Here is a 16,205-nt window from a genome sequence, read left to right on the forward strand (position 1 = left end):
TTTTAATCAACCACCTCAAGTTTAAAGAGTTCGCCAGTGTCGGCATCGGCAATAAAGTCGATGCTTTTTGTTTCTCCTTGATCACTGGTTATATTTGCGCCCCCATTGTAGATGGTTCTCGTTCCATAATGTTCTCCACTGATTCTTTCGCTGTTTATCCAGGCATTTGACACTGTTCCTTGGGCTGAAAGCGTCTCTTTGACAGTTTCGAGAATCTGATCAGCATTGTTTTCCTTGATTTTTTTGGCGATAAAAATTGAGATCCCGCTTCCAACCAAAAAACCGGCCGTTGCAGCAATTAAGTTCTTGTGTTTTTTATTCATGCAAATAATTATATTGTTTTTTGTTTTAAGATAGAAATATGCTTGTTGCCGATTATAATTCAGACACATTGATGACTTTTTTAGCTCCCGAGGAGCCAGACTCGTCTTTTGAAACAAAAAAAAGAATTACACGTATTTATAAAAACGATCAAACGCTTGCTTATCACTTTTCTGGTATAGCCCCTTTGGACAAAGGACCAATCAAATTAACAGTGAAAAAGATTGAAGAATTAAATGAACTTCTCATTCAAGCTGGCTTTAAACCTGAACTTGTTTATGATCCAGAGGCGAAATTCGTGATTGCTTATGTTGATTCATTTGTTAAACACCCTGATTCTGATCACTTGCATGTTGCTCAAGTTAAAATTTCTTCCGACAAAAGTGTTCAGATTGTCTCAGGAAGTCCAAATCTTCGTCGAGGCATTAAAACGGTTGCTTGTCTGCCTGGGGCAATCATGCCTTCGGGAAAGATTATTTGGCCGGGGAAACTTCGCGGTGTTGACTCATATGGAATGATGGCCGCTCCAAAGGAACTCGGCTTGAAAAATGCGCCGGATCGTCCGGGAATGATTGTTTTGCCCGATGATTTTGGTAAAGTTGGCGAAACTTTTGATTTTATAAAAGGGAATGAATTGGAGTTTAATAATTAAATATGACAAATTACTATTTTATCGGGATTAAGGGAACTGGGATGGCCAGTTTGGCTTTGATTCTTCATGATCAGGGGAACAAAGTTCTTGGGTCTGATATCGACAAAGAAACTTTTACACAGTTCCCGCTGGTCAAAGCCGGTATTCAAATTACCGATTTCGATCCGGATTTGATCAAGAGTAATTATGTTGTCGTGAAAGGAAACGCGTTTTCGGATGATCATCCCCAAGTTTTGGCAGCTAAAAAAGTTGGGGCAAAACTCTTGACCTATCCTCAGGCAGTTGAAGAAGTTATTCGTCGACATTTTTCAATCGCCGTTTCCGGAGCACACGGGAAAACCAGTACCACCAGCTTACTCGCACACATTTTGTCGAATTTCGAATCAACGAGTTATTTAATTGGCGATGGTGTTGGAAAAGGGGTCTTCTCCTCTAAATATTTTGTTGTCGAAGCAGACGAGTATGACCGTCATTTTCAGCCTTTTACTCCCGATGTTGCTATCATCACGAACATTGATTGGGACCATCCCGATTATTATAAAAGTCTCGATGATGTCAAAAGCGCATTCTCTGAATTCGCCGACCATGTTAAAAAGATTATTTTCGCTTACGGCGAAGATCCGGAGATAAAAAAAATAAAGCCGAAGACGGCTCGAATTCTATCTTATGGCTTTGAAAAGTCCGATTACTTTTGTGCGAATAATATTGACAAACGAACCGAAGGAAGTTATTTTTCGCTTTCAAAGGGCGGCCGAAAATTAGGTGATTTTTTTGCCACGATTGAGGGAGATCACGGAATTTTGGATACGACTGCTGCGATCGCTGTAGCTGATTATCTTGGTTTTTCGGTTGACCAAATCCAAAAGGGTCTTTTGACTTATCAAGGTGCTAAGCGTCGTTTTAATATCAGCCAAGTAGCTGATTTAACAATTGTTGATGATTATGCCCATCACCCAACTGAAATTAAGGCAACAATCGATGCTGCCCGACAGAAATTTCCGAATAAGCGTTTAGTAGCTGTTTTTCAACCACACACATACACACGCGTCAATGCTTTTAAGGATGAATATGTTAATGCTTTAAAATCAGCCGATAAAGTTTACATTACACCGATTTTCGGATCTCTAAGAGAAAAGGCCGGTAATGCTAAAAGCGAAGATATTTTAGATAAACTACCGAATGCGGGAGCAATTATTTCGGAATCGAATGCCTATGACAAATTAAGTGCCGAACATGGATCGGTACTTGTTTTCATGGGGGCCGGCGATATCGAAAAATATGAAGATGCTCTTAAAAAAGGGTTTGAATAAAATGTAAATTAAAAGGTCAATAATAGTCAGACTTTTTTTATGATATCCTGCTATAATATTCAGAAAGGAGGTTAGAATGCAAAATTATTCTGATAATCGCATCATAAAAGATGTTACTGATTCAACTAATGAATCGGGATTAGCAGCATTCTTCCAACGGACATACGCCTATATGGGAGCGGCGTTATTAATTACTTTTGGATTGGCTTATGCTTTGGCTTATCCATTCTATGCCGAGTTTGTTCGTTTTTATGCCAGCAATGGTGCATTGACTTGGATCGTTCTGGCGATCGCTCAGTTGGCTGTTGTCTTTCTAATTGGTCGTAACGCCTTAAAAAATCCGGCGTTGGCTTTTGGGGGATTGCTTGCTTTCGCAGTTGTGGAAGGAATTTTCTTTGGTGCCATTTTTGCGATGTACGACTTGCAGTCGATTGTTTCTGCTTTTCTAATGGCAGCAGTTGATTTTGGAGCTATGGCCTTGTATGGATTCTTTACGAAGAAAAACCTTTCTAGACTTGCTCCAATTCTTTTCGGCGCGATGATCGCATTAATGGTTGGCCTTGTGGTTAGCATATTCGTTCCCGGATTTAGCTTTATTATGTCTGTTTTGGGAGTTCTTGTCTTTAGTGTTTATGCTGCTTATGATAATAATCGTTTAAAACAAATGTATTTCGAACTTCAGGGACAGGGCAACCAGACAATCAACGGCTTGGCCATCTCGGGTGCGCTTAGTTTGTATCTTGACTTTGTTAACTTGTTCTTGTATTTGCTTAGAATTTTTGGAAATCAAAGAAATTGATTCTTTTATCATTGAATCTTTAATTCCGCTATACTTAATAGCGGAATTTTTTTTTATGACAAATTTTAAAGAAGAATACAAAAAACGTGTCACTTTTGCAATCATTTCGCATCCTGATGCCGGTAAAACAACTTTGACCGAACAACTCCTGTTACACGGCGGCGTTATCAGAAAAGCTGGCACAGTCAAAGGTCGTGGATCGAATAAAATGGCCTCCTCGGATTGGATGGCAATTGAACAGCAGCGAGGTATTTCCGTTACTTCTTCTGTTTTGCAGTTCAATTATGCCGGCAAAAGGATTAATATCCTTGATACCCCAGGCCACGAGGATTTCTCAGAAGATACTTATCGTACTTTAATGGCGGTTGATTCGGCAGTAATGGTGATTGATTCGGCAAAGGGAATCGAACCTCAGACAAGGAAATTGTTTGAAATAGTTTCAAAGCGCCATATCCCGATTTTTACTTTTTTTAATAAATTGGATCGTGATGGTCGTCAAGCGCTTGATTTGGTTGATGAATTAGAAAAAACACTTGGCATTCAAGCCTATGCTATGAATTGGCCGATTGGTTCCGGCCAGGTTTTACAGGGAATTTACGATTTACAACGGAACAAGTTTATTCAATATGATAATGTGAAAAATCCCGATCAATCTGTTTATAACGAATCAATGGAAGAGATCGAGCTTTTAAAGGATGCCGGTAATCAATTAGATGAGGACAAAGTCCTTCGGGGTGCTCAAACACCAGTCTTCTTTGGGTCGGCTTTAAGTAATTTTGGAGTTGAGCAGTTTTTGACTGAGTATTTAAAATATGCCCCCTCGCCATCGGACAAGGCCACGATTGATCATAAAGAGGTTCAACCGGATAACGACCAATTCACGGGATTTATTTTTAAAATTCAAGCGAACATGAATCCTAATCATCGTGATCGGATTGCTTTTGTCAGAATCGTTTCCGGGGAGTTTAAAAAAGGGATGGATGTGACGCTTGCCAGAAATGGAAAAAAATTGAAGCTCAGCAACGTTACTCAATTCTTGGCTGATGAACGTGAAAATATTGAAACAGCTGTTCCAGGAGATATTATCGGCCTTTACGATACCGGTAACTTTCAAATTGGTGATTCAATCTATACTGGTAAACAGAAAGTCGAATTTGAACCATTACCGACATTTACTCCGGAACTTTTTAATCGGGTAATCGCCAAAGACGTTATGAAACAAAAATCTTATCATAAGGGTATTAGGCAATTGGTTCAGGAAGGGACTGTCCAATTATTCGAGTCGTGGCATGGCCAAGAATATATCATTGGGGCGGTTGGCCAGCTTCAATTCGAAGTATTCCAGTTCAGAATGGCTAATGAATATAATTCTCAAGTTATTTTCGAACCGCTTGGTAAAAAGATCGCTCGCTGGATCAAACCGGATCAGTTGGATGAAAAAATGAATACCTCGCGTTCGATACTGATGAAAGATCAACAAGACAACCCGGTTATATTGTTTGAGAATCGTTTTGCTCTGAATTGGTTTGTCGATAAGTATCCTGATATTGATTTGGAATCAAAACTTTAGTAATTTGTCACATCTTTAAAATTTTGTTAAAATTTGTCTCGTTAAGTAAGGAGAGAAAATGCCAGAAAAGAAAACAGCAGCAACTGGTCGAACGACAAAAAAGACAACCAGCGCTGCTAAAAAAGCTGCTCCTGCGACTAAATCCACTGTTAAAAAAGCTGCTTCTACTGCAAAGAAAAACACTAAGACTGCAAAAAATTCTGCTAAGAAAACGACGTCTCAAGCAGCCTCTGCTGTTAAAACGGCGGCTAAAAAGACAACAGCCAAAGCAAGCAGCAAGGGGAAGTCGGTAGCCAAAGGCGCTAAAACGAACGCTGCAAAGGGCAAAAAAACTGTTCGTAAAGCTGCCAAAAAAACCACCGAAGCTGCAAAACCGGCTGTGAAGAAAACTCAGGATGCAGCAAAAAAAGCTGCTGATAAAAGTAAAGAGAGTGTTGATGAAGTTTCAAAACAGGTTGCCCAAACGGCAGAATCCGCTACTAAAGAAACGAAGTCATGGTTTGAAAAATTCTTAGATATGTTCCGTAAATAAACTTAAACATGACATCTATTATTTATTTTTATCGAGTGATTTTATTTTGACAAAACTAACTCATGAATTGGAAAGAGTTCTCTCTACAGATGTAAACTCAAGCATTTTAGTCGATACGGTAAATGATCGTTCTTATAGCAAGGCTGAAATTTTGCAAAAAATCAATCGATTTCAAGAACAGTTGCAGCAATTGCGACTTAGCCAACCAGGAATTATTCTGACGGCCTCTGGAAATTTGGTTGATTTTGTTGTTCGTTTTTTTACAGAAATATTTAGCGGTTTAACAATGTATGCTGTTAATCCTAATTTAAAGGTTGAGGAATTGGCAGATATTGCAAAACAAAGTCAGCTATCGGCTGTAATTTTAAATCATAATTATGAAGATCAATTTACTAATTTTGCTCAGTTATCGGGAATAGATTTTGACGAGGCTTTGGAACTACCAAATGGTGATACTATTCATCGTGTTTCAGATCAAGAAATAATCGAGCATCATTTTGATTTTCCCGATAAAAATGAACTGGAAGAACAATATGCCAGTTTGCTATATACTTCCTGCACAAGTGGGAGACCCAAGGCAGTTGGAATTAATCATAAGCAGGTTTTTGCTGCTGCTAAAAGTGTCATTGAATCTCATAACTTGTCGTCTTCGGATATTGGATATCAAATTTTACCTTTATTCCATGTTAACGGACAAATCATTGCCTTGATTTCCCAAATTTTAGCCGGTGGGAAATTAGTAATTCCAGAAAAATTTTCGGCATCCAAATTTTGGCCACAAATAGAGAAATATCATATCACCTGGGCTTCGGCTGCTCCAGCAATTATCGGTATTTTAAATAAAACAAAAAGTAATGCTGCTGAATATTTAAATTTACCAAAAGGACGGAAAAGTTTGCGTTTTTTGCGTTCGGCTAGTGCACCACTTTCTAAAAAAACAGCTGATTTATTCCAAAAGAATTTTGGAATATTATTAGTTGAATCTTACGGAATGACTGAAGCCGCCGGCCAAATCTCTGTTAATCCCCAGCGTAAAAATGGTCAGAAACTTGGTTCCGTTGGTCTCCCAACGGTTGAAAAATTAACAATCCGCGATTCTGATTCTCATCAAGAGAAAAAAGTTGGCGAAATTGGCGAAATTGCTTTGTCCGGTCCAAGTGTTATTCAAAAATATTTATGGTCCGAGAATAAAAAGGATTTTGTCGATGGGTGGCTTTATACCGGAGATCTGGGCTATTTGGATGAAGATAATTATTTATTTATTGTCGGCAGAAAAAAAGAGATTATCAATCGTTCCGGTGATAAGATCAGTCCGACAACGATTGAGGAACCTTTTCGAAAATTAAGTGAAATAGATGATTTGGTTGCTCTTGCTATTCCGGACGAAATATATGGCGAAGTTCCAGCTTTAGTTGTTCAAACATCATTTAACGATCTAAAAAAACTGAAGTTCGATTTAGAGAATATTTCCAAAAATAGTTTATCTCCGATTGAACAACCGGTAAAGTTTTTTCTTAGTAAAAAGCTGATAAAAAATGCGATGAATAAAGTTCAGAGAAGAAAGATTCAAAAACAAATTTCAATTGGAAGGTTGAAGCAACTATAATCTACTTGTGTTTATCCATTTCTTGATTTAAAAGTTCGTCGACACGAATATTTCCAACAGTATTTTTGTGTCCTTTTACCCAGTGAAAAATTAAATAGGGTTTTAATTCTAAGTACATTGGATAAAGAGTCTGCCACATCGTAAAATTCGGCCGCTCTTTTTTTGTTTTCATCCATTTTTCCAACCAACCTTTTTCCATCGGGTCCAAAACATAATGCGAGTCGCTGATTAATTCGATTTTTTGTTTTTTTAATTCTTCCGTCTTGGTAATTTTTCTAAAAGCCGAGCCAACCGCCATCAGTTCCATTGCGTTATTTGTTGCTCCAAACTGAAAGCCTGAAGCAATGTACTGTTTTTTTTCGTATTCGATTATATAAGCCCATGCCGATAAATCCCGTTCATGAACATGTTGGCCGGGTTTGTTTCCCGTATTTCGATTCCCACCGTCCGTGTAAACTTTGATTAGTGAATTATTCATATTTTTATCTTGCCATAGTTCTCAAGGATAATCTGTATTGATAGAATGAACAGGTGAGTAAAATAATCAAACAATTAGATTGGTTCCTTATTGGACCTTTTTTATTTTTAAGTCTGATTGGCGTGTTGATGGTTTTTTCCTCTTCGGATGATTATTCGGCCGGGGCATTTAGTTTTTTGATTCGGCAGTCTATTTTTGCTTTGATCGGTATTGCTACAGTCTTTGTTTTTTATTTTTTTGTCAAGATCGATTGGCTTGCTTCTCCTAAGTGGACTTCTTTAGCGATGTTGATTACTTTTGGCCTACTGTTGTTTGCCCGCTTTATTGCTCCTGCTACTGCAGGAACAGGGGCACACGGTTGGATTAACCTACCGATGTTCAATATTGAACCGGCCGAAATTTTTAAAATTGTGATCATTCTTTATTTGGCTTCTTTATCCTCCCATCGTTTGGACAAGTATCAAAGAAAATCCAGGGGAACTCGTCCCCATCGTCCGCCTAACTTGAATAATCAAAATACAACCGAAAAAGTGAAAATGATTTTTGGATATACGCGTTTTCAGGTTATCTTCGTTTTATCGAATTTGTTGATTGTTGTTTTGATGCCTGATTTAGGGAATGCTTTAATTGCTCTTTTTTTAATTGCTGTAATTATTTTTTCCTCTGGTCCGAATCCCAAATATCTTTTTTTATCAATTGCTTTGATTTTGCTTATCTATATTTTTTTGCCGTTAATTATCAAACAAATTCCGGAAAGCTTTTTGTCAAGTCACTATCAGGCCCGGCGTTTATTGATATTCATGGATCCTTGGCCATATGCGAAGAATCAGTCGTTGCAGTTGGTTAATTCTTTTTATGCGATTGCTCACGGTGGATTATTTGGAGTTGGTTTAGGGAATTCGATTGAGAAGATGGGCTATCTTCCGGAAGCTAATACCGATTTTATTATGGCCATTTTCGTTGAGGAACTTGGATCGATCTCGCTATTTATCGTTCTTGGTCTTCTATTGATTATGATTGGAAGGATGTTTTATATCGCTTTTCATGTCAGAAATAATTTTGGGCGTTTGGTTCTTTATGGTATTGCCAGTTATTTCTTTATCCAGGCTTTGGTTAATTTGGGTGGAATTATCGGCGCTCTTCCTTTGACGGGAGTGACATTTCCTTTTATCTCTTACGGAGGATCTTCCTTTTTGATTAGTTCGATATCGGTTGGGATTGCATGTGTAGTCTCACGAACCTATAGCGAACAGATAAAGACAAGAAGGAGAGAAAGCCGGCAGAGGGCAAGGATGAGAAAATGAGAGTTATTGCAGGAAAAAACCATGGTCTGCGTTTGAAAATGGTTCCTTCGAAATTGACCAGACCGACAACCGAAAAAGTCAAAGAGGCGCTTTTTTCTATTATCGCCCCCTATAACAAACCAGGGATCGTTTTAGATTTGTATGCCGGTTCCGGTTCTTTGGGAATTGAGGCAGTTTCTAGGGGCTATCGGAAAGCTTATTTAGTCGATCATGCCAGACCGGCAATTGAAGTAATCAGAAATAATGTCATTGCGACGAAAAGTCCGGAAAATTTTGAAATAATCAAGGCGCCGGCCAGCCAGGCAATTAAGCAGTTTTTTGATAATCAAATTCGATTTGATTTGGTAATTTTCGATCCCCCTTATGCAAAACAGCATATTGTCAAAGATATTTCTAGCTTAACGGAATATAATTTATTGACAGAACATGCCTTGATTGTTGCCGAGACGGATCGATCTGGTTTTAATTCTCTAAATGGTAATCTGCCTAATGGCTATACTGTTTTGTCGAAGAAGGATTATGGAATTACTTATTTAACGGTAATGGAAAGGGACTAAATATGGTAAAAGCTGTTTTTCCGGGATCTTTCGATCCTTTAACCTTTGGCCATTTGGATGTTATCAGCCGTTCGGCGCTTCTTTTTGATCAAGTGATCGTGGCTGTTGGCATTAATACAAGTAAAACAGCAATGTTTACGACTGAAGAAAAAATAACTTTGATCTCCAACAACACTAAAAATTTGAAGAACGTTTCTGTATTACCGATGCCTGATTTAACTTTCAAATTTGTCTCATCGGTCGGAGCAGATGTAATTGTTCGGGGAATCAGAAATGTTAGGGACTATGAATATGAACGCGATATCGCGGAAATCAATCATCGTCTTGGAAATGTTGATACAGTTTTGTTGCCATCGAAGGCTGTTTATCAAGACATTTCTTCTTCAAATTTAAAAGAAGTAGCAAAATTCGGAGCTGATATTAGTCATTTTGTGCCCGAAAATGTTATAAAACTGATAAAGTTAAAAACTAAATGAAAAAGAAAACATTTGTAACAATTATTTCCAGCTTTACCATTTTCATGTTAATGATCATCGGCGTATCTTTTTATTTGCTTTTACCAATGAATGCTTACGTGGAAACGCCAGGACAGGCGGATAATATAAAACAGTTTATGACTGTTGCCGGCAAACGCGATCGAACAAAAGGTTCCTTGCGACTTGTTTCGGTATATTTATCCCAGGCAAATCATTTGGATTGGCTGATTAGTAAATTTAATGGCGCCTATTCGATTGAAGCTAAGACAGAAGTTCAAGGAAATGTTTCGAATAGTGTTTACGAAGCAATCAGCAAATATCAAATGAAGGAAGCGATTCTATCGGCAGAAGAAGTTGCTTTTAAAGCTGCTGGAATGGCTGATAAAGTCAAATCCGAATATCGCGGAATTTATGTTGCCAGCATCACGAAAAAATCGCACTTTGCCAAGAAAATTAAAGTTGGCGATACGATCACGAAGGTTGATGGCAAACACTTTAACAATTCTGCCGGATATCAAAAATACCTAGCCGCTATGCCGGTCGGGGAAAAGGTGACTTTGACTGTTTTGCGGAATAACAAAACGCTTGAAGTTTCCGGAAAAACAATTCATTTAGCAAATACAAAAGATAAAGAATATCCAAAAGGGAGGAGCGGAATTGGAATCGGTCTAGTTGACGATGTGGAAGTTACTACCGACCCGAAGGTTAAAGTCAATGTCGGTCAGATTTCCGGACCCTCAGGCGGTTTGATGTTCACTCTTCAACTGTATTCACAATTATCAGGCGATAACATCAAAAAAGGTCGTAATATTTCCGGTACAGGGACAATCGATGATCAAGGAAAAGTTGGCGAAATTGGTGGTATCGATAAGAAAATAATCGCTGCAAAGGAAGCTGGTTCAACGGTTTTCTTTGTCCCGTATGTAAAATCGACTAAGGCAAATCTTAAATTGGATGGTGGCCAGACTAACTGGCAGGCAGCGCTTAAAGCACAAAAAGAGTATGCCCCGAAAATGAAACTTGTTCCCATCCGGAATTTTCAGGATGCTCTTAATTATTTGAAATATGGAAAAGTTATAAAAACAAAGTAATTTTAAAAAAGCCGTTTTGGCTTTTTTTATTTTGGCTAAAAAATACGTATTACTCAATAGGAGCCAAAAATGCAAAATTACTTTAAGTCACTCTTAAAAGAAGCTGTTGATTCTAATTCAACCGATATTTATCTTTTACCTGATGAAGAACATTATCAAATTAAATTTCACGATGGCAGTCGACCCAGAAGCTTTCGAATAATTAGTAAATTGATCGCAACGAAGCTGTTTAGCTTCCTCAAGTTTCGGGCACAGATGAACATTACCGAAAATCGACGTCCCCAGATGGGTTCGATGGATTGGTCTCTTGACAAACAAAATTTGTCTTTGAGAATTTCAACTGTTGGCGATTTTAAAAACCAGGAAACAATGGTAATCAGATTCTTTATGATCGTGAAATCCACAATCTCGTTTGGTTGAAAAAAGAACAATTTTCTCATTTAAAACAAATAATCCCTTCACATGGACTGGTTGTCGTTGCTGGGCCAACCGGTTCTGGAAAAACAAGTACAATTCATGAATTATTACGCGAATACGCAAGTGATAAACTCGTTCTCACAATCTAAGATCCTGTGGAAATTAAAAATAGTAGATTTGTGCAATTGCAGGTGAATCAGCATGCTTCTATGACTTATCTTGATCTGATAAAAGTGGCTCTTCGCCATCATCCTGATATTTTATTAATTGGAGAAATCCGAGATTCGCAGACTGCCCAAGCGACAATTCAAGCTGCCTTAAGTGGCCATTTAGTTTTTTCGACAATTCATGCTAATTCTGCAAGTACAGTCGGTAATCGTTTATTGGAACTTGGCGTTGACAAAACTTTGCTCAAAGATGTCTTGAAGGTAACTATTTATCAGCGTCTTTTACAACAAGTTAATGGTTCGCTTGCGGCAATTGCCGATTGGAAGGAAGATTGGCAGATTTTGGATCAGCCAACAAGTGATTTTGGATCTTCTTGGAAGGAAGTATTGGATGGTGCTTTTAAAAGTAAAAGAATATCTTCAAAAGTATACGAAGAGTACAAAAAAATTGCCGCGTAGGCAACAGGTAGAATTTCTAAGTCTTCTTGGACAATTAATTCAGTCGGGTTATTCAATAAATCAGGCGACAAATTTTATTCAGCAAATTTCACGCGAAAGTTCCTGGGTTAAAAACCTTAATCTCGAACTAGCCAAAGGAAAGAATTTTGCTTTTGCAATCAAACCTTATTTGAATAATTCTTTGAACTTTCAGATTGGCATGGCTGATCGTTATGGAAACTTAGAGAAAATTTTACTTCAATTGGCGGATTTTTCGGAAAAATGTTTAAAGCAAGAAAATAAAATCAAGCAAATTCTTAGGTATCCACTTGTTCTTGTTTTTTATTAATTGGAATCGCAGTTGCTGTAAAAATATTTTTACTACCAATTTTATCGAGCTGGTCTAATCAGCAGCGGGTTGATTTCGTTGATGAATATTTTTGGTTCAAAGTACTAGGTGTGGTATTGATGACCTTGCTTTTCCTTTTTTACCGCTGGCAATCATTTAAAAAAATGAGCAAATTAAAGCAATTGGCTTTTTATACAAAAATTCCTTTGTTTGGAAAAACTTTAAATCACCTGATCAATTATCAATTTTCTTTACAACTTTCGATGTTAACGGCTTCGGGTTTGCAGATTTCACAAATCGCCAAAGACATAAGTAAAAATAACAGTCATTCAGTTGAATCCGATTTTGCTGAAAAACTCGTTGAGATGCTTGAGGATGGACACAGCTTTTCCGACTATTTTCATGAATTAAGTTTTCTCGATCCGACAATTAATATCTATTTTCAACAAGGAGCCAACAAAGAACTCTTGAATCGAAATCTTAAAATTTATTCAAAAATAAGTTACGAAAAATTTTTAACTAGTGTTGATCGCTTAATTAGCTTAATTCAGCCTTTAAGTTTCGCAATTGTCGGTATAGGAATTGTTTTACTTTATTTATCAATGCTGATGCCGATGTATCAAACCTTAGGAGGACTCAATCAATGAAAAAAATAAGAAATGTTTTCAAACGCATAAAGAATAAAAAACAATCTTTTACATTAATCGAAATGGCAATTGTTTTATTTATCATCAGCCTTTTAATGCTTTTAATTTTGCCGAATTTAAATAATCAACGCAAAAAAGCTGAAAATACTCAGGCTGAGGCAATGGTTTCTGTAATTCAAACACAGGTAGATTTATATGAAAATGATAACGATGATAAAAATGTAACTTATTCCGAACTTTTATCAAAAAAATATTTAACCGAGAAACAGATAAAAAAAGCACAAGAATTTGGAATTAAGATTAATGGCAGTAATGTGTCGAAATAATTCATTTACATTATTAGAGTCTGTAATCGTATTATTGTTGGTTTGCTCTTTATGTTGTTTGGCGGTTCGAATACCGCATAAATCAAAAGAAAAAATCGAAAAGGATTTTTTAAATGACTATCAATCTTTTTTTAATCAAGCGCAATTAAGCGCTCAAAGGGACAATCACGATTTGAAATTTATTTTTTCTAAGAAAAAATTGAATTTATAGATCAAAGAGGTGGCCAACATCTTTTAAATATTCCTAAAGAACTTATTGGACCAAAGGATAAGATCGTGATCAAAGCCAATGGTTATGTCGCTCCTGCAACGATCAGTTTCTCTGATCCTCAGGGAGGAAGGCAGTTCGCATTAATTTATTCTTTGGGATTTGGTAATTATCGGATGGAGAAATATGAATAGACAATCATCCTTTGTTTTAATGGAGGCTTTGCTTGCTTTATCAGTATCAATGCTGGCAATTTGTTTTTTATGCGATTTACAAAGCAAACAAATTCAACGAATAACGATTTTGAAAGATACGATTCAAAATCAAAGATCAAAATTAGAGAAAAAATACTATTGTGAAGAAAAGTAGACAAAAATCTTTTACGATCCTTGAAAGCATCATTGCTTTAGGGATTTTCGCCCTAATTGTTTTAATAATTCAATTTGCAATTCAATATATAAAAAAAGAGAAACAAACGACCAACACAATTAATTTCCAACGAATGTTGCTTCAGTTAGAGGATTCAAGCCGATCCTATCGCTGGGCGCAAACAAAGGAAGGAAAAATTTATTTACTTTCAATCGGAAAACGCAACCAGAAGATCAATTTTAGATTAAAAAATCATAGCCTTCAGCTGACGACCAGTGATGGAGGAACAATGCCGATTGTTTCCCAAGTAAAAGATTTTGAACTTGAGCAACTTAACGAAAAAATTTATTTATCTTTATATTTCGATAGTGGGGAATGCTATGAAAGCAATCTTTTATTGGAAAAATACGAAAAGGAGGAAAAATAGTTATATTTTTTTATCAACGATTATATTAATTTTTCTTTTTACCGGAATATCTTTGAGTTTGGCCATGATTCATGCTAACCAGATCGCTTCTTTGGAAAACGTTAATCATTATTATGAAAAGAGAATTAATTCGCTTGTTGAAGAAGGCAAAAATCCCTAAGATAAAAGTATGAAGCCAGAAAATTTAGTTAAAGCGGTAAAAATCCTCGATAATCATATTCCAAAAGAGCTTGACGATCCTAATTCAATTGCTCAAGCGGCCGAGAAACTTGAATTGAAGAATTTCAGCCAATCTGAATTGGTTAATGGATTTAATCTTTTTTTTGCCCAACGGTTTGAAGATCGACTACAAATTTTTAATCGAATAACTCCGCCAGTTATCGGCGACTTAATGGCCTTGGTAACAGAAAAACTTGGATTGGCGAAACAGGAAATATTCGATCCTGAAATTGTTTTTCCGGATCTCATCTTCCAATTTGCGAGCCATTTTGGTCAATCAATCTACGGCAGGGCCGCCGATCAGATTATTGATGCCAGTCTGAAAAAACTGGCGAATATTTATCGGTTCGACTTCACTGATTCGGATCACGAAAAAATTGTCGTTAGCAGAATTTTGGGAATTGATTTTGCTGCCGAAATGAATCATTTTTTTAAAGCGAGCAATTTGAAAGTAGGCGAATCAGCAATTTTGTTGGTTAATAATTCCGATCTTCAATCCAATTCTTTTGCCGAGATATTGAAAAAGAACAAAAATATGGCCCTGTTGGCAATTATTGAATTACCGACAAAGCTTTTCAAACATTCGGAAATGCGTTCCAGTCTTCTAATTTTGCGTCGAAAAGTGGATAATGAAAAAGTAACGGCTCAGGTTTTGCTTGCTCAAATCCCTGAGCTTTCAAATAAAGAAGATTTTTCCAAATTTGTTTCTCAACTTGAAACCTGGAAAAAGGAAAATTTGTGAGGTAATATGACAAAAATTTTATCGGTAAATGCCGGCTCGTCTTCATTGAAGTTCAAATTGCTTAATATGCCCGAAGAGAGTGTTATCGCCGAAGGACTGATTGAAAGAATCGGTGGCAGCCTGGATCAAGACGATAATGTCACGATTAAATTCAATGGCGAAAAACATAAGAGCCGTCAGGCTTTTAAAAATCACGAGGATGCTATCAACTTGATGCTTTCTCAATTTAAAAAGTTTGGAATCGTTAATAATTTTAATGAGATCAAAGGAATTGGCCACCGTGTTGTTGCCGGGGGTGAATGGTTCAATAAATCTGTATTAATTAACGATGAAGTGCTGAATAAAATTGAACGTTTGGCTGCTTACGCTCCACTCCATAATCCTGCGAACGCTATGGGCATCAGGGCTTTTTCCAAAATAATCCCCGATGCAACCGAAGTTGCCGTATTTGATACAGCTTTCCATCAAACGATGCCGAAAGAGAATTACTTGTATGCGGTTCCTTATGAGTACTATACGAAATACGGTGTTCGTAGGTATGGAGCTCACGGAACTTCCCATAAATACGTTTCCGAACAGGCTGCTAAATTAATTGGGAAACCCCTAGAAGAACTTAAACTGATTACTTTGCATTTAGGAGCCGGAGCGTCTGTAACGGCCATTAAGAATGGTCGATCATTTGATACCTCGATGGGATTTTCGCCTTTGGCCGGATTGGTTATGGCGACTCGTTCAGGGGATGTTGACGTCTCATTGATTGATTACGTTAAAGCAAAAGAAGATATTTCCGATCAGGAAATGCTAAATGTTCTTAACCAAAAATCCGGATTACTGGGTGTGTCAACAATTTCAAGTGATATGCGTGATTTGTTGGATGTTTATGATACTAACGATCATGCTAAATTGGCTATTGATATGTTTGTCGGTCGTGTAGTTGATTATATCGGTCAATATTATTTTGAATTAAAGGGAGCTGATGCGCTTGTTTTCACGGCCGGAATTGGAGAGAATTCGGTTCCAATCAGGAAAATGATTATCGATCGTCTGGCTTTCTTGGGCATTAAACTCGATGAAGATGCAAATGATAAGCATGGAGTCGAAACAAAGATTACAACTGATGATTCCAAAATGGCTGCATATGTAATTCCAACCAATGAGGAACTCGAAATTGCTCGTGATGTACAAAATTTGATGAAGTAA

At 37.1% G+C, this 16,205-nt stretch carries 19 protein-coding genes and 2 pseudogenes; 19 read left to right on the forward strand and 2 right to left on the reverse strand.

Translation table 11 applies throughout. The features are described 5' to 3' along the window. Window positions 1–2: 2 nt before the first annotated feature. Window positions 3–323, reverse strand: coding sequence for a hypothetical protein (locus tag A3G9_RS0106355; protein ID WP_002819136.1), 321 nt, complete (start codon window positions 321–323; stop codon window positions 3–5). Between the two features lie 38 nt (window positions 324–361). Between A3G9_RS0106355 and ytpR the strand changes: the two genes are divergently transcribed. The 6 genes from ytpR to A3G9_RS0106385 all read left to right on the forward strand — a co-directional run bounded on the left by ytpR (window position 362) and on the right by A3G9_RS0106385 (window position 6,790). After that, entirely contained in the window at window positions 362–973 is a 612-nt protein-coding gene (gene ytpR, locus A3G9_RS0106360; RefSeq protein ID WP_002819135.1) for a YtpR family tRNA-binding protein, read from the forward strand. 2 nt (window positions 974–975) lie between these two features. After that, complete coding sequence (gene murC / locus A3G9_RS0106365) at window positions 976–2,283, forward strand: UDP-N-acetylmuramate--L-alanine ligase (protein ID WP_002821531.1); 1,308 nt, start codon at window positions 976–978, stop codon at window positions 2,281–2,283. Between the two features lie 76 nt (window positions 2,284–2,359). Continuing rightward, the gene (locus A3G9_RS0106370) at window positions 2,360–3,082 is read left to right on the forward strand and encodes a Bax inhibitor-1/YccA family protein (protein WP_002819133.1); all 723 of its coding nucleotides are present in this window, start codon (window positions 2,360–2,362) and stop codon (window positions 3,080–3,082) included. A 55-nt stretch (window positions 3,083–3,137) separates the two neighbouring features. Further along, window positions 3,138–4,652 carry a peptide chain release factor 3 gene (locus A3G9_RS0106375; protein ID WP_002816962.1) on the forward strand — a complete coding sequence of 505 codons (1,515 nt, stop codon included), beginning with the start codon at window positions 3,138–3,140 and terminating at the stop codon, window positions 4,650–4,652. 58 nt (window positions 4,653–4,710) lie between these two features. After that, window positions 4,711–5,184 (forward strand): hypothetical protein, encoded by a 474-nt coding sequence (locus A3G9_RS0106380; RefSeq protein WP_002819131.1) that lies wholly within the window; start codon window positions 4,711–4,713, stop codon window positions 5,182–5,184. A 46-nt stretch (window positions 5,185–5,230) separates the two neighbouring features. Beyond that, complete coding sequence (locus tag A3G9_RS0106385) at window positions 5,231–6,790, forward strand: AMP-binding protein (protein WP_002821532.1); 1,560 nt, start codon at window positions 5,231–5,233, stop codon at window positions 6,788–6,790. A 1-nt stretch (window position 6,791) separates the two neighbouring features. Here A3G9_RS0106385 and A3G9_RS0106390 read toward each other — a convergent pair whose 3' ends face one another. After that, window positions 6,792–7,268, reverse strand: a complete 477-nt coding sequence (locus A3G9_RS0106390; protein ID WP_002821533.1) for a ribonuclease H family protein — start codon at window positions 7,266–7,268, stop codon at window positions 6,792–6,794. Between the two features lie 89 nt (window positions 7,269–7,357). On the opposite strand from A3G9_RS0106390, the gene A3G9_RS0106395 reads away from it, so the two are divergent. The 13 genes and pseudogenes from A3G9_RS0106395 to A3G9_RS0106455 all read left to right on the forward strand — a co-directional run bounded on the left by A3G9_RS0106395 (window position 7,358) and on the right by A3G9_RS0106455 (window position 16,205). Continuing rightward, window positions 7,358–8,572: an FtsW/RodA/SpoVE family cell cycle protein gene (locus tag A3G9_RS0106395; protein ID WP_075646595.1), complete on the forward strand. Its 1,215-nt coding sequence runs from the start codon at window positions 7,358–7,360 to the stop codon at window positions 8,570–8,572. Then, a complete protein-coding gene (gene rsmD / locus A3G9_RS0106400; RefSeq protein ID WP_002819127.1) occupies window positions 8,569–9,129 on the forward strand; it encodes a 16S rRNA (guanine(966)-N(2))-methyltransferase RsmD in 561 nt (186 codons plus the stop codon). Before A3G9_RS0106395 ends, rsmD begins: the two co-directional genes overlap by 4 nt. 2 nt (window positions 9,130–9,131) lie before the next feature. Beyond that, a complete protein-coding gene (coaD, locus tag A3G9_RS0106405; protein WP_002819126.1) occupies window positions 9,132–9,605 on the forward strand; it encodes a pantetheine-phosphate adenylyltransferase in 474 nt (157 codons plus the stop codon). Then, window positions 9,602–10,696, forward strand: coding sequence for a SepM family pheromone-processing serine protease (locus tag A3G9_RS0106410; RefSeq protein ID WP_002819124.1), 1,095 nt, complete (start codon window positions 9,602–9,604; stop codon window positions 10,694–10,696). The genes coaD and A3G9_RS0106410 overlap by 4 nt, the downstream gene beginning before the upstream one ends. A 69-nt stretch (window positions 10,697–10,765) precedes the next feature. Next, window positions 10,766–11,116, forward strand: a complete 351-nt coding sequence (locus A3G9_RS1000000110465) for an ATPase, T2SS/T4P/T4SS family (protein ID WP_002819122.1) — start codon at window positions 10,766–10,768, stop codon at window positions 11,114–11,116. Beyond that, window positions 11,113–11,739 (forward strand): annotated as a pseudogene (locus tag A3G9_RS1000000110475) (ATPase, T2SS/T4P/T4SS family). Before A3G9_RS1000000110465 ends, A3G9_RS1000000110475 begins: the two are co-directional and overlap by 4 nt. Further along, window positions 11,729–12,714: pseudogene (locus A3G9_RS1000000110700) on the forward strand (type II secretion system F family protein). The pseudogenes A3G9_RS1000000110475 and A3G9_RS1000000110700 overlap by 11 nt, the downstream one beginning before the upstream one ends. Then, window positions 12,711–13,040, forward strand: coding sequence for a competence type IV pilus major pilin ComGC (gene comGC, locus A3G9_RS0106425; protein ID WP_002816975.1), 330 nt, complete (start codon window positions 12,711–12,713; stop codon window positions 13,038–13,040). The pseudogene A3G9_RS1000000110700 and the gene comGC overlap by 4 nt, the downstream one beginning before the upstream one ends. A gap of 276 nt (window positions 13,041–13,316) precedes the next feature. Continuing rightward, the gene (locus tag A3G9_RS1000000110650) at window positions 13,317–13,442 is read left to right on the forward strand and encodes a hypothetical protein (RefSeq protein ID WP_257610580.1); all 126 of its coding nucleotides are present in this window, start codon (window positions 13,317–13,319) and stop codon (window positions 13,440–13,442) included. Continuing rightward, a complete protein-coding gene (locus A3G9_RS0106435) occupies window positions 13,435–13,617 on the forward strand; it encodes a hypothetical protein (protein ID WP_002819117.1) in 183 nt (60 codons plus the stop codon). Before A3G9_RS1000000110650 ends, A3G9_RS0106435 begins: the two co-directional genes overlap by 8 nt. Then, window positions 13,604–14,044 (forward strand): ComGF family competence protein, encoded by a 441-nt coding sequence (locus A3G9_RS0106440; RefSeq protein ID WP_002816978.1) that lies wholly within the window; start codon window positions 13,604–13,606, stop codon window positions 14,042–14,044. Before A3G9_RS0106435 ends, A3G9_RS0106440 begins: the two co-directional genes overlap by 14 nt. Window positions 14,045–14,213: 169 nt before the next feature. After that, on the forward strand, window positions 14,214–15,005 hold the full coding sequence (locus A3G9_RS0106450; protein ID WP_002821535.1) for a class I SAM-dependent methyltransferase: 792 nt from the start codon (window positions 14,214–14,216) through the stop codon (window positions 15,003–15,005). A gap of 6 nt (window positions 15,006–15,011) precedes the next feature. After that, window positions 15,012–16,205, forward strand: a complete 1,194-nt coding sequence (locus tag A3G9_RS0106455) for an acetate/propionate family kinase (RefSeq protein WP_002821536.1) — start codon at window positions 15,012–15,014, stop codon at window positions 16,203–16,205.

Source organism: Oenococcus oeni DSM 20252 = AWRIB129 (assembly GCF_000372485.1).
Taxonomy (GTDB): domain Bacteria; phylum Bacillota; class Bacilli; order Lactobacillales; family Lactobacillaceae; genus Oenococcus; species Oenococcus oeni.

Excerpts from the sequence above, each read along its gene's own strand:
- A3G9_RS0106390 (WP_002821533.1), bottom strand. The coding sequence starts at position 7,268 with ATGAATAATTCACTAATCAAAGTTTACACGGACGGTGGGAATCGAAAT.
- A3G9_RS0106375 (WP_002816962.1), top strand. The coding sequence starts at position 3,138 with ATGACAAATTTTAAAGAAGAATACAAAAAACGTGTCACTTTTGCAATC.
- A3G9_RS0106435 (WP_002819117.1), top strand. The coding sequence starts at position 13,435 with ATGAATAGACAATCATCCTTTGTTTTAATGGAGGCTTTGCTTGCTTTA.
- murC (WP_002821531.1), top strand. The coding sequence starts at position 976 with ATGACAAATTACTATTTTATCGGGATTAAGGGAACTGGGATGGCCAGT.
- A3G9_RS0106370 (WP_002819133.1), top strand. The coding sequence starts at position 2,360 with ATGCAAAATTATTCTGATAATCGCATCATAAAAGATGTTACTGATTCA.
- A3G9_RS1000000110465 (WP_002819122.1), top strand. The coding sequence starts at position 10,766 with ATGCAAAATTACTTTAAGTCACTCTTAAAAGAAGCTGTTGATTCTAAT.
- A3G9_RS0106380 (WP_002819131.1), top strand. The coding sequence starts at position 4,711 with ATGCCAGAAAAGAAAACAGCAGCAACTGGTCGAACGACAAAAAAGACA.
- A3G9_RS0106355 (WP_002819136.1), bottom strand. The coding sequence starts at position 323 with ATGAATAAAAAACACAAGAACTTAATTGCTGCAACGGCCGGTTTTTTG.
- A3G9_RS0106455 (WP_002821536.1), top strand. The coding sequence starts at position 15,012 with ATGACAAAAATTTTATCGGTAAATGCCGGCTCGTCTTCATTGAAGTTC.
- ytpR (WP_002819135.1), top strand. The coding sequence starts at position 362 with ATGCTTGTTGCCGATTATAATTCAGACACATTGATGACTTTTTTAGCT.
- comGC (WP_002816975.1), top strand. The coding sequence starts at position 12,711 with ATGAAAAAAATAAGAAATGTTTTCAAACGCATAAAGAATAAAAAACAA.
- A3G9_RS0106450 (WP_002821535.1), top strand. The coding sequence starts at position 14,214 with ATGAAGCCAGAAAATTTAGTTAAAGCGGTAAAAATCCTCGATAATCAT.
- coaD (WP_002819126.1), top strand. The coding sequence starts at position 9,132 with ATGGTAAAAGCTGTTTTTCCGGGATCTTTCGATCCTTTAACCTTTGGC.
- rsmD (WP_002819127.1), top strand. The coding sequence starts at position 8,569 with ATGAGAGTTATTGCAGGAAAAAACCATGGTCTGCGTTTGAAAATGGTT.
- A3G9_RS0106410 (WP_002819124.1), top strand. The coding sequence starts at position 9,602 with ATGAAAAAGAAAACATTTGTAACAATTATTTCCAGCTTTACCATTTTC.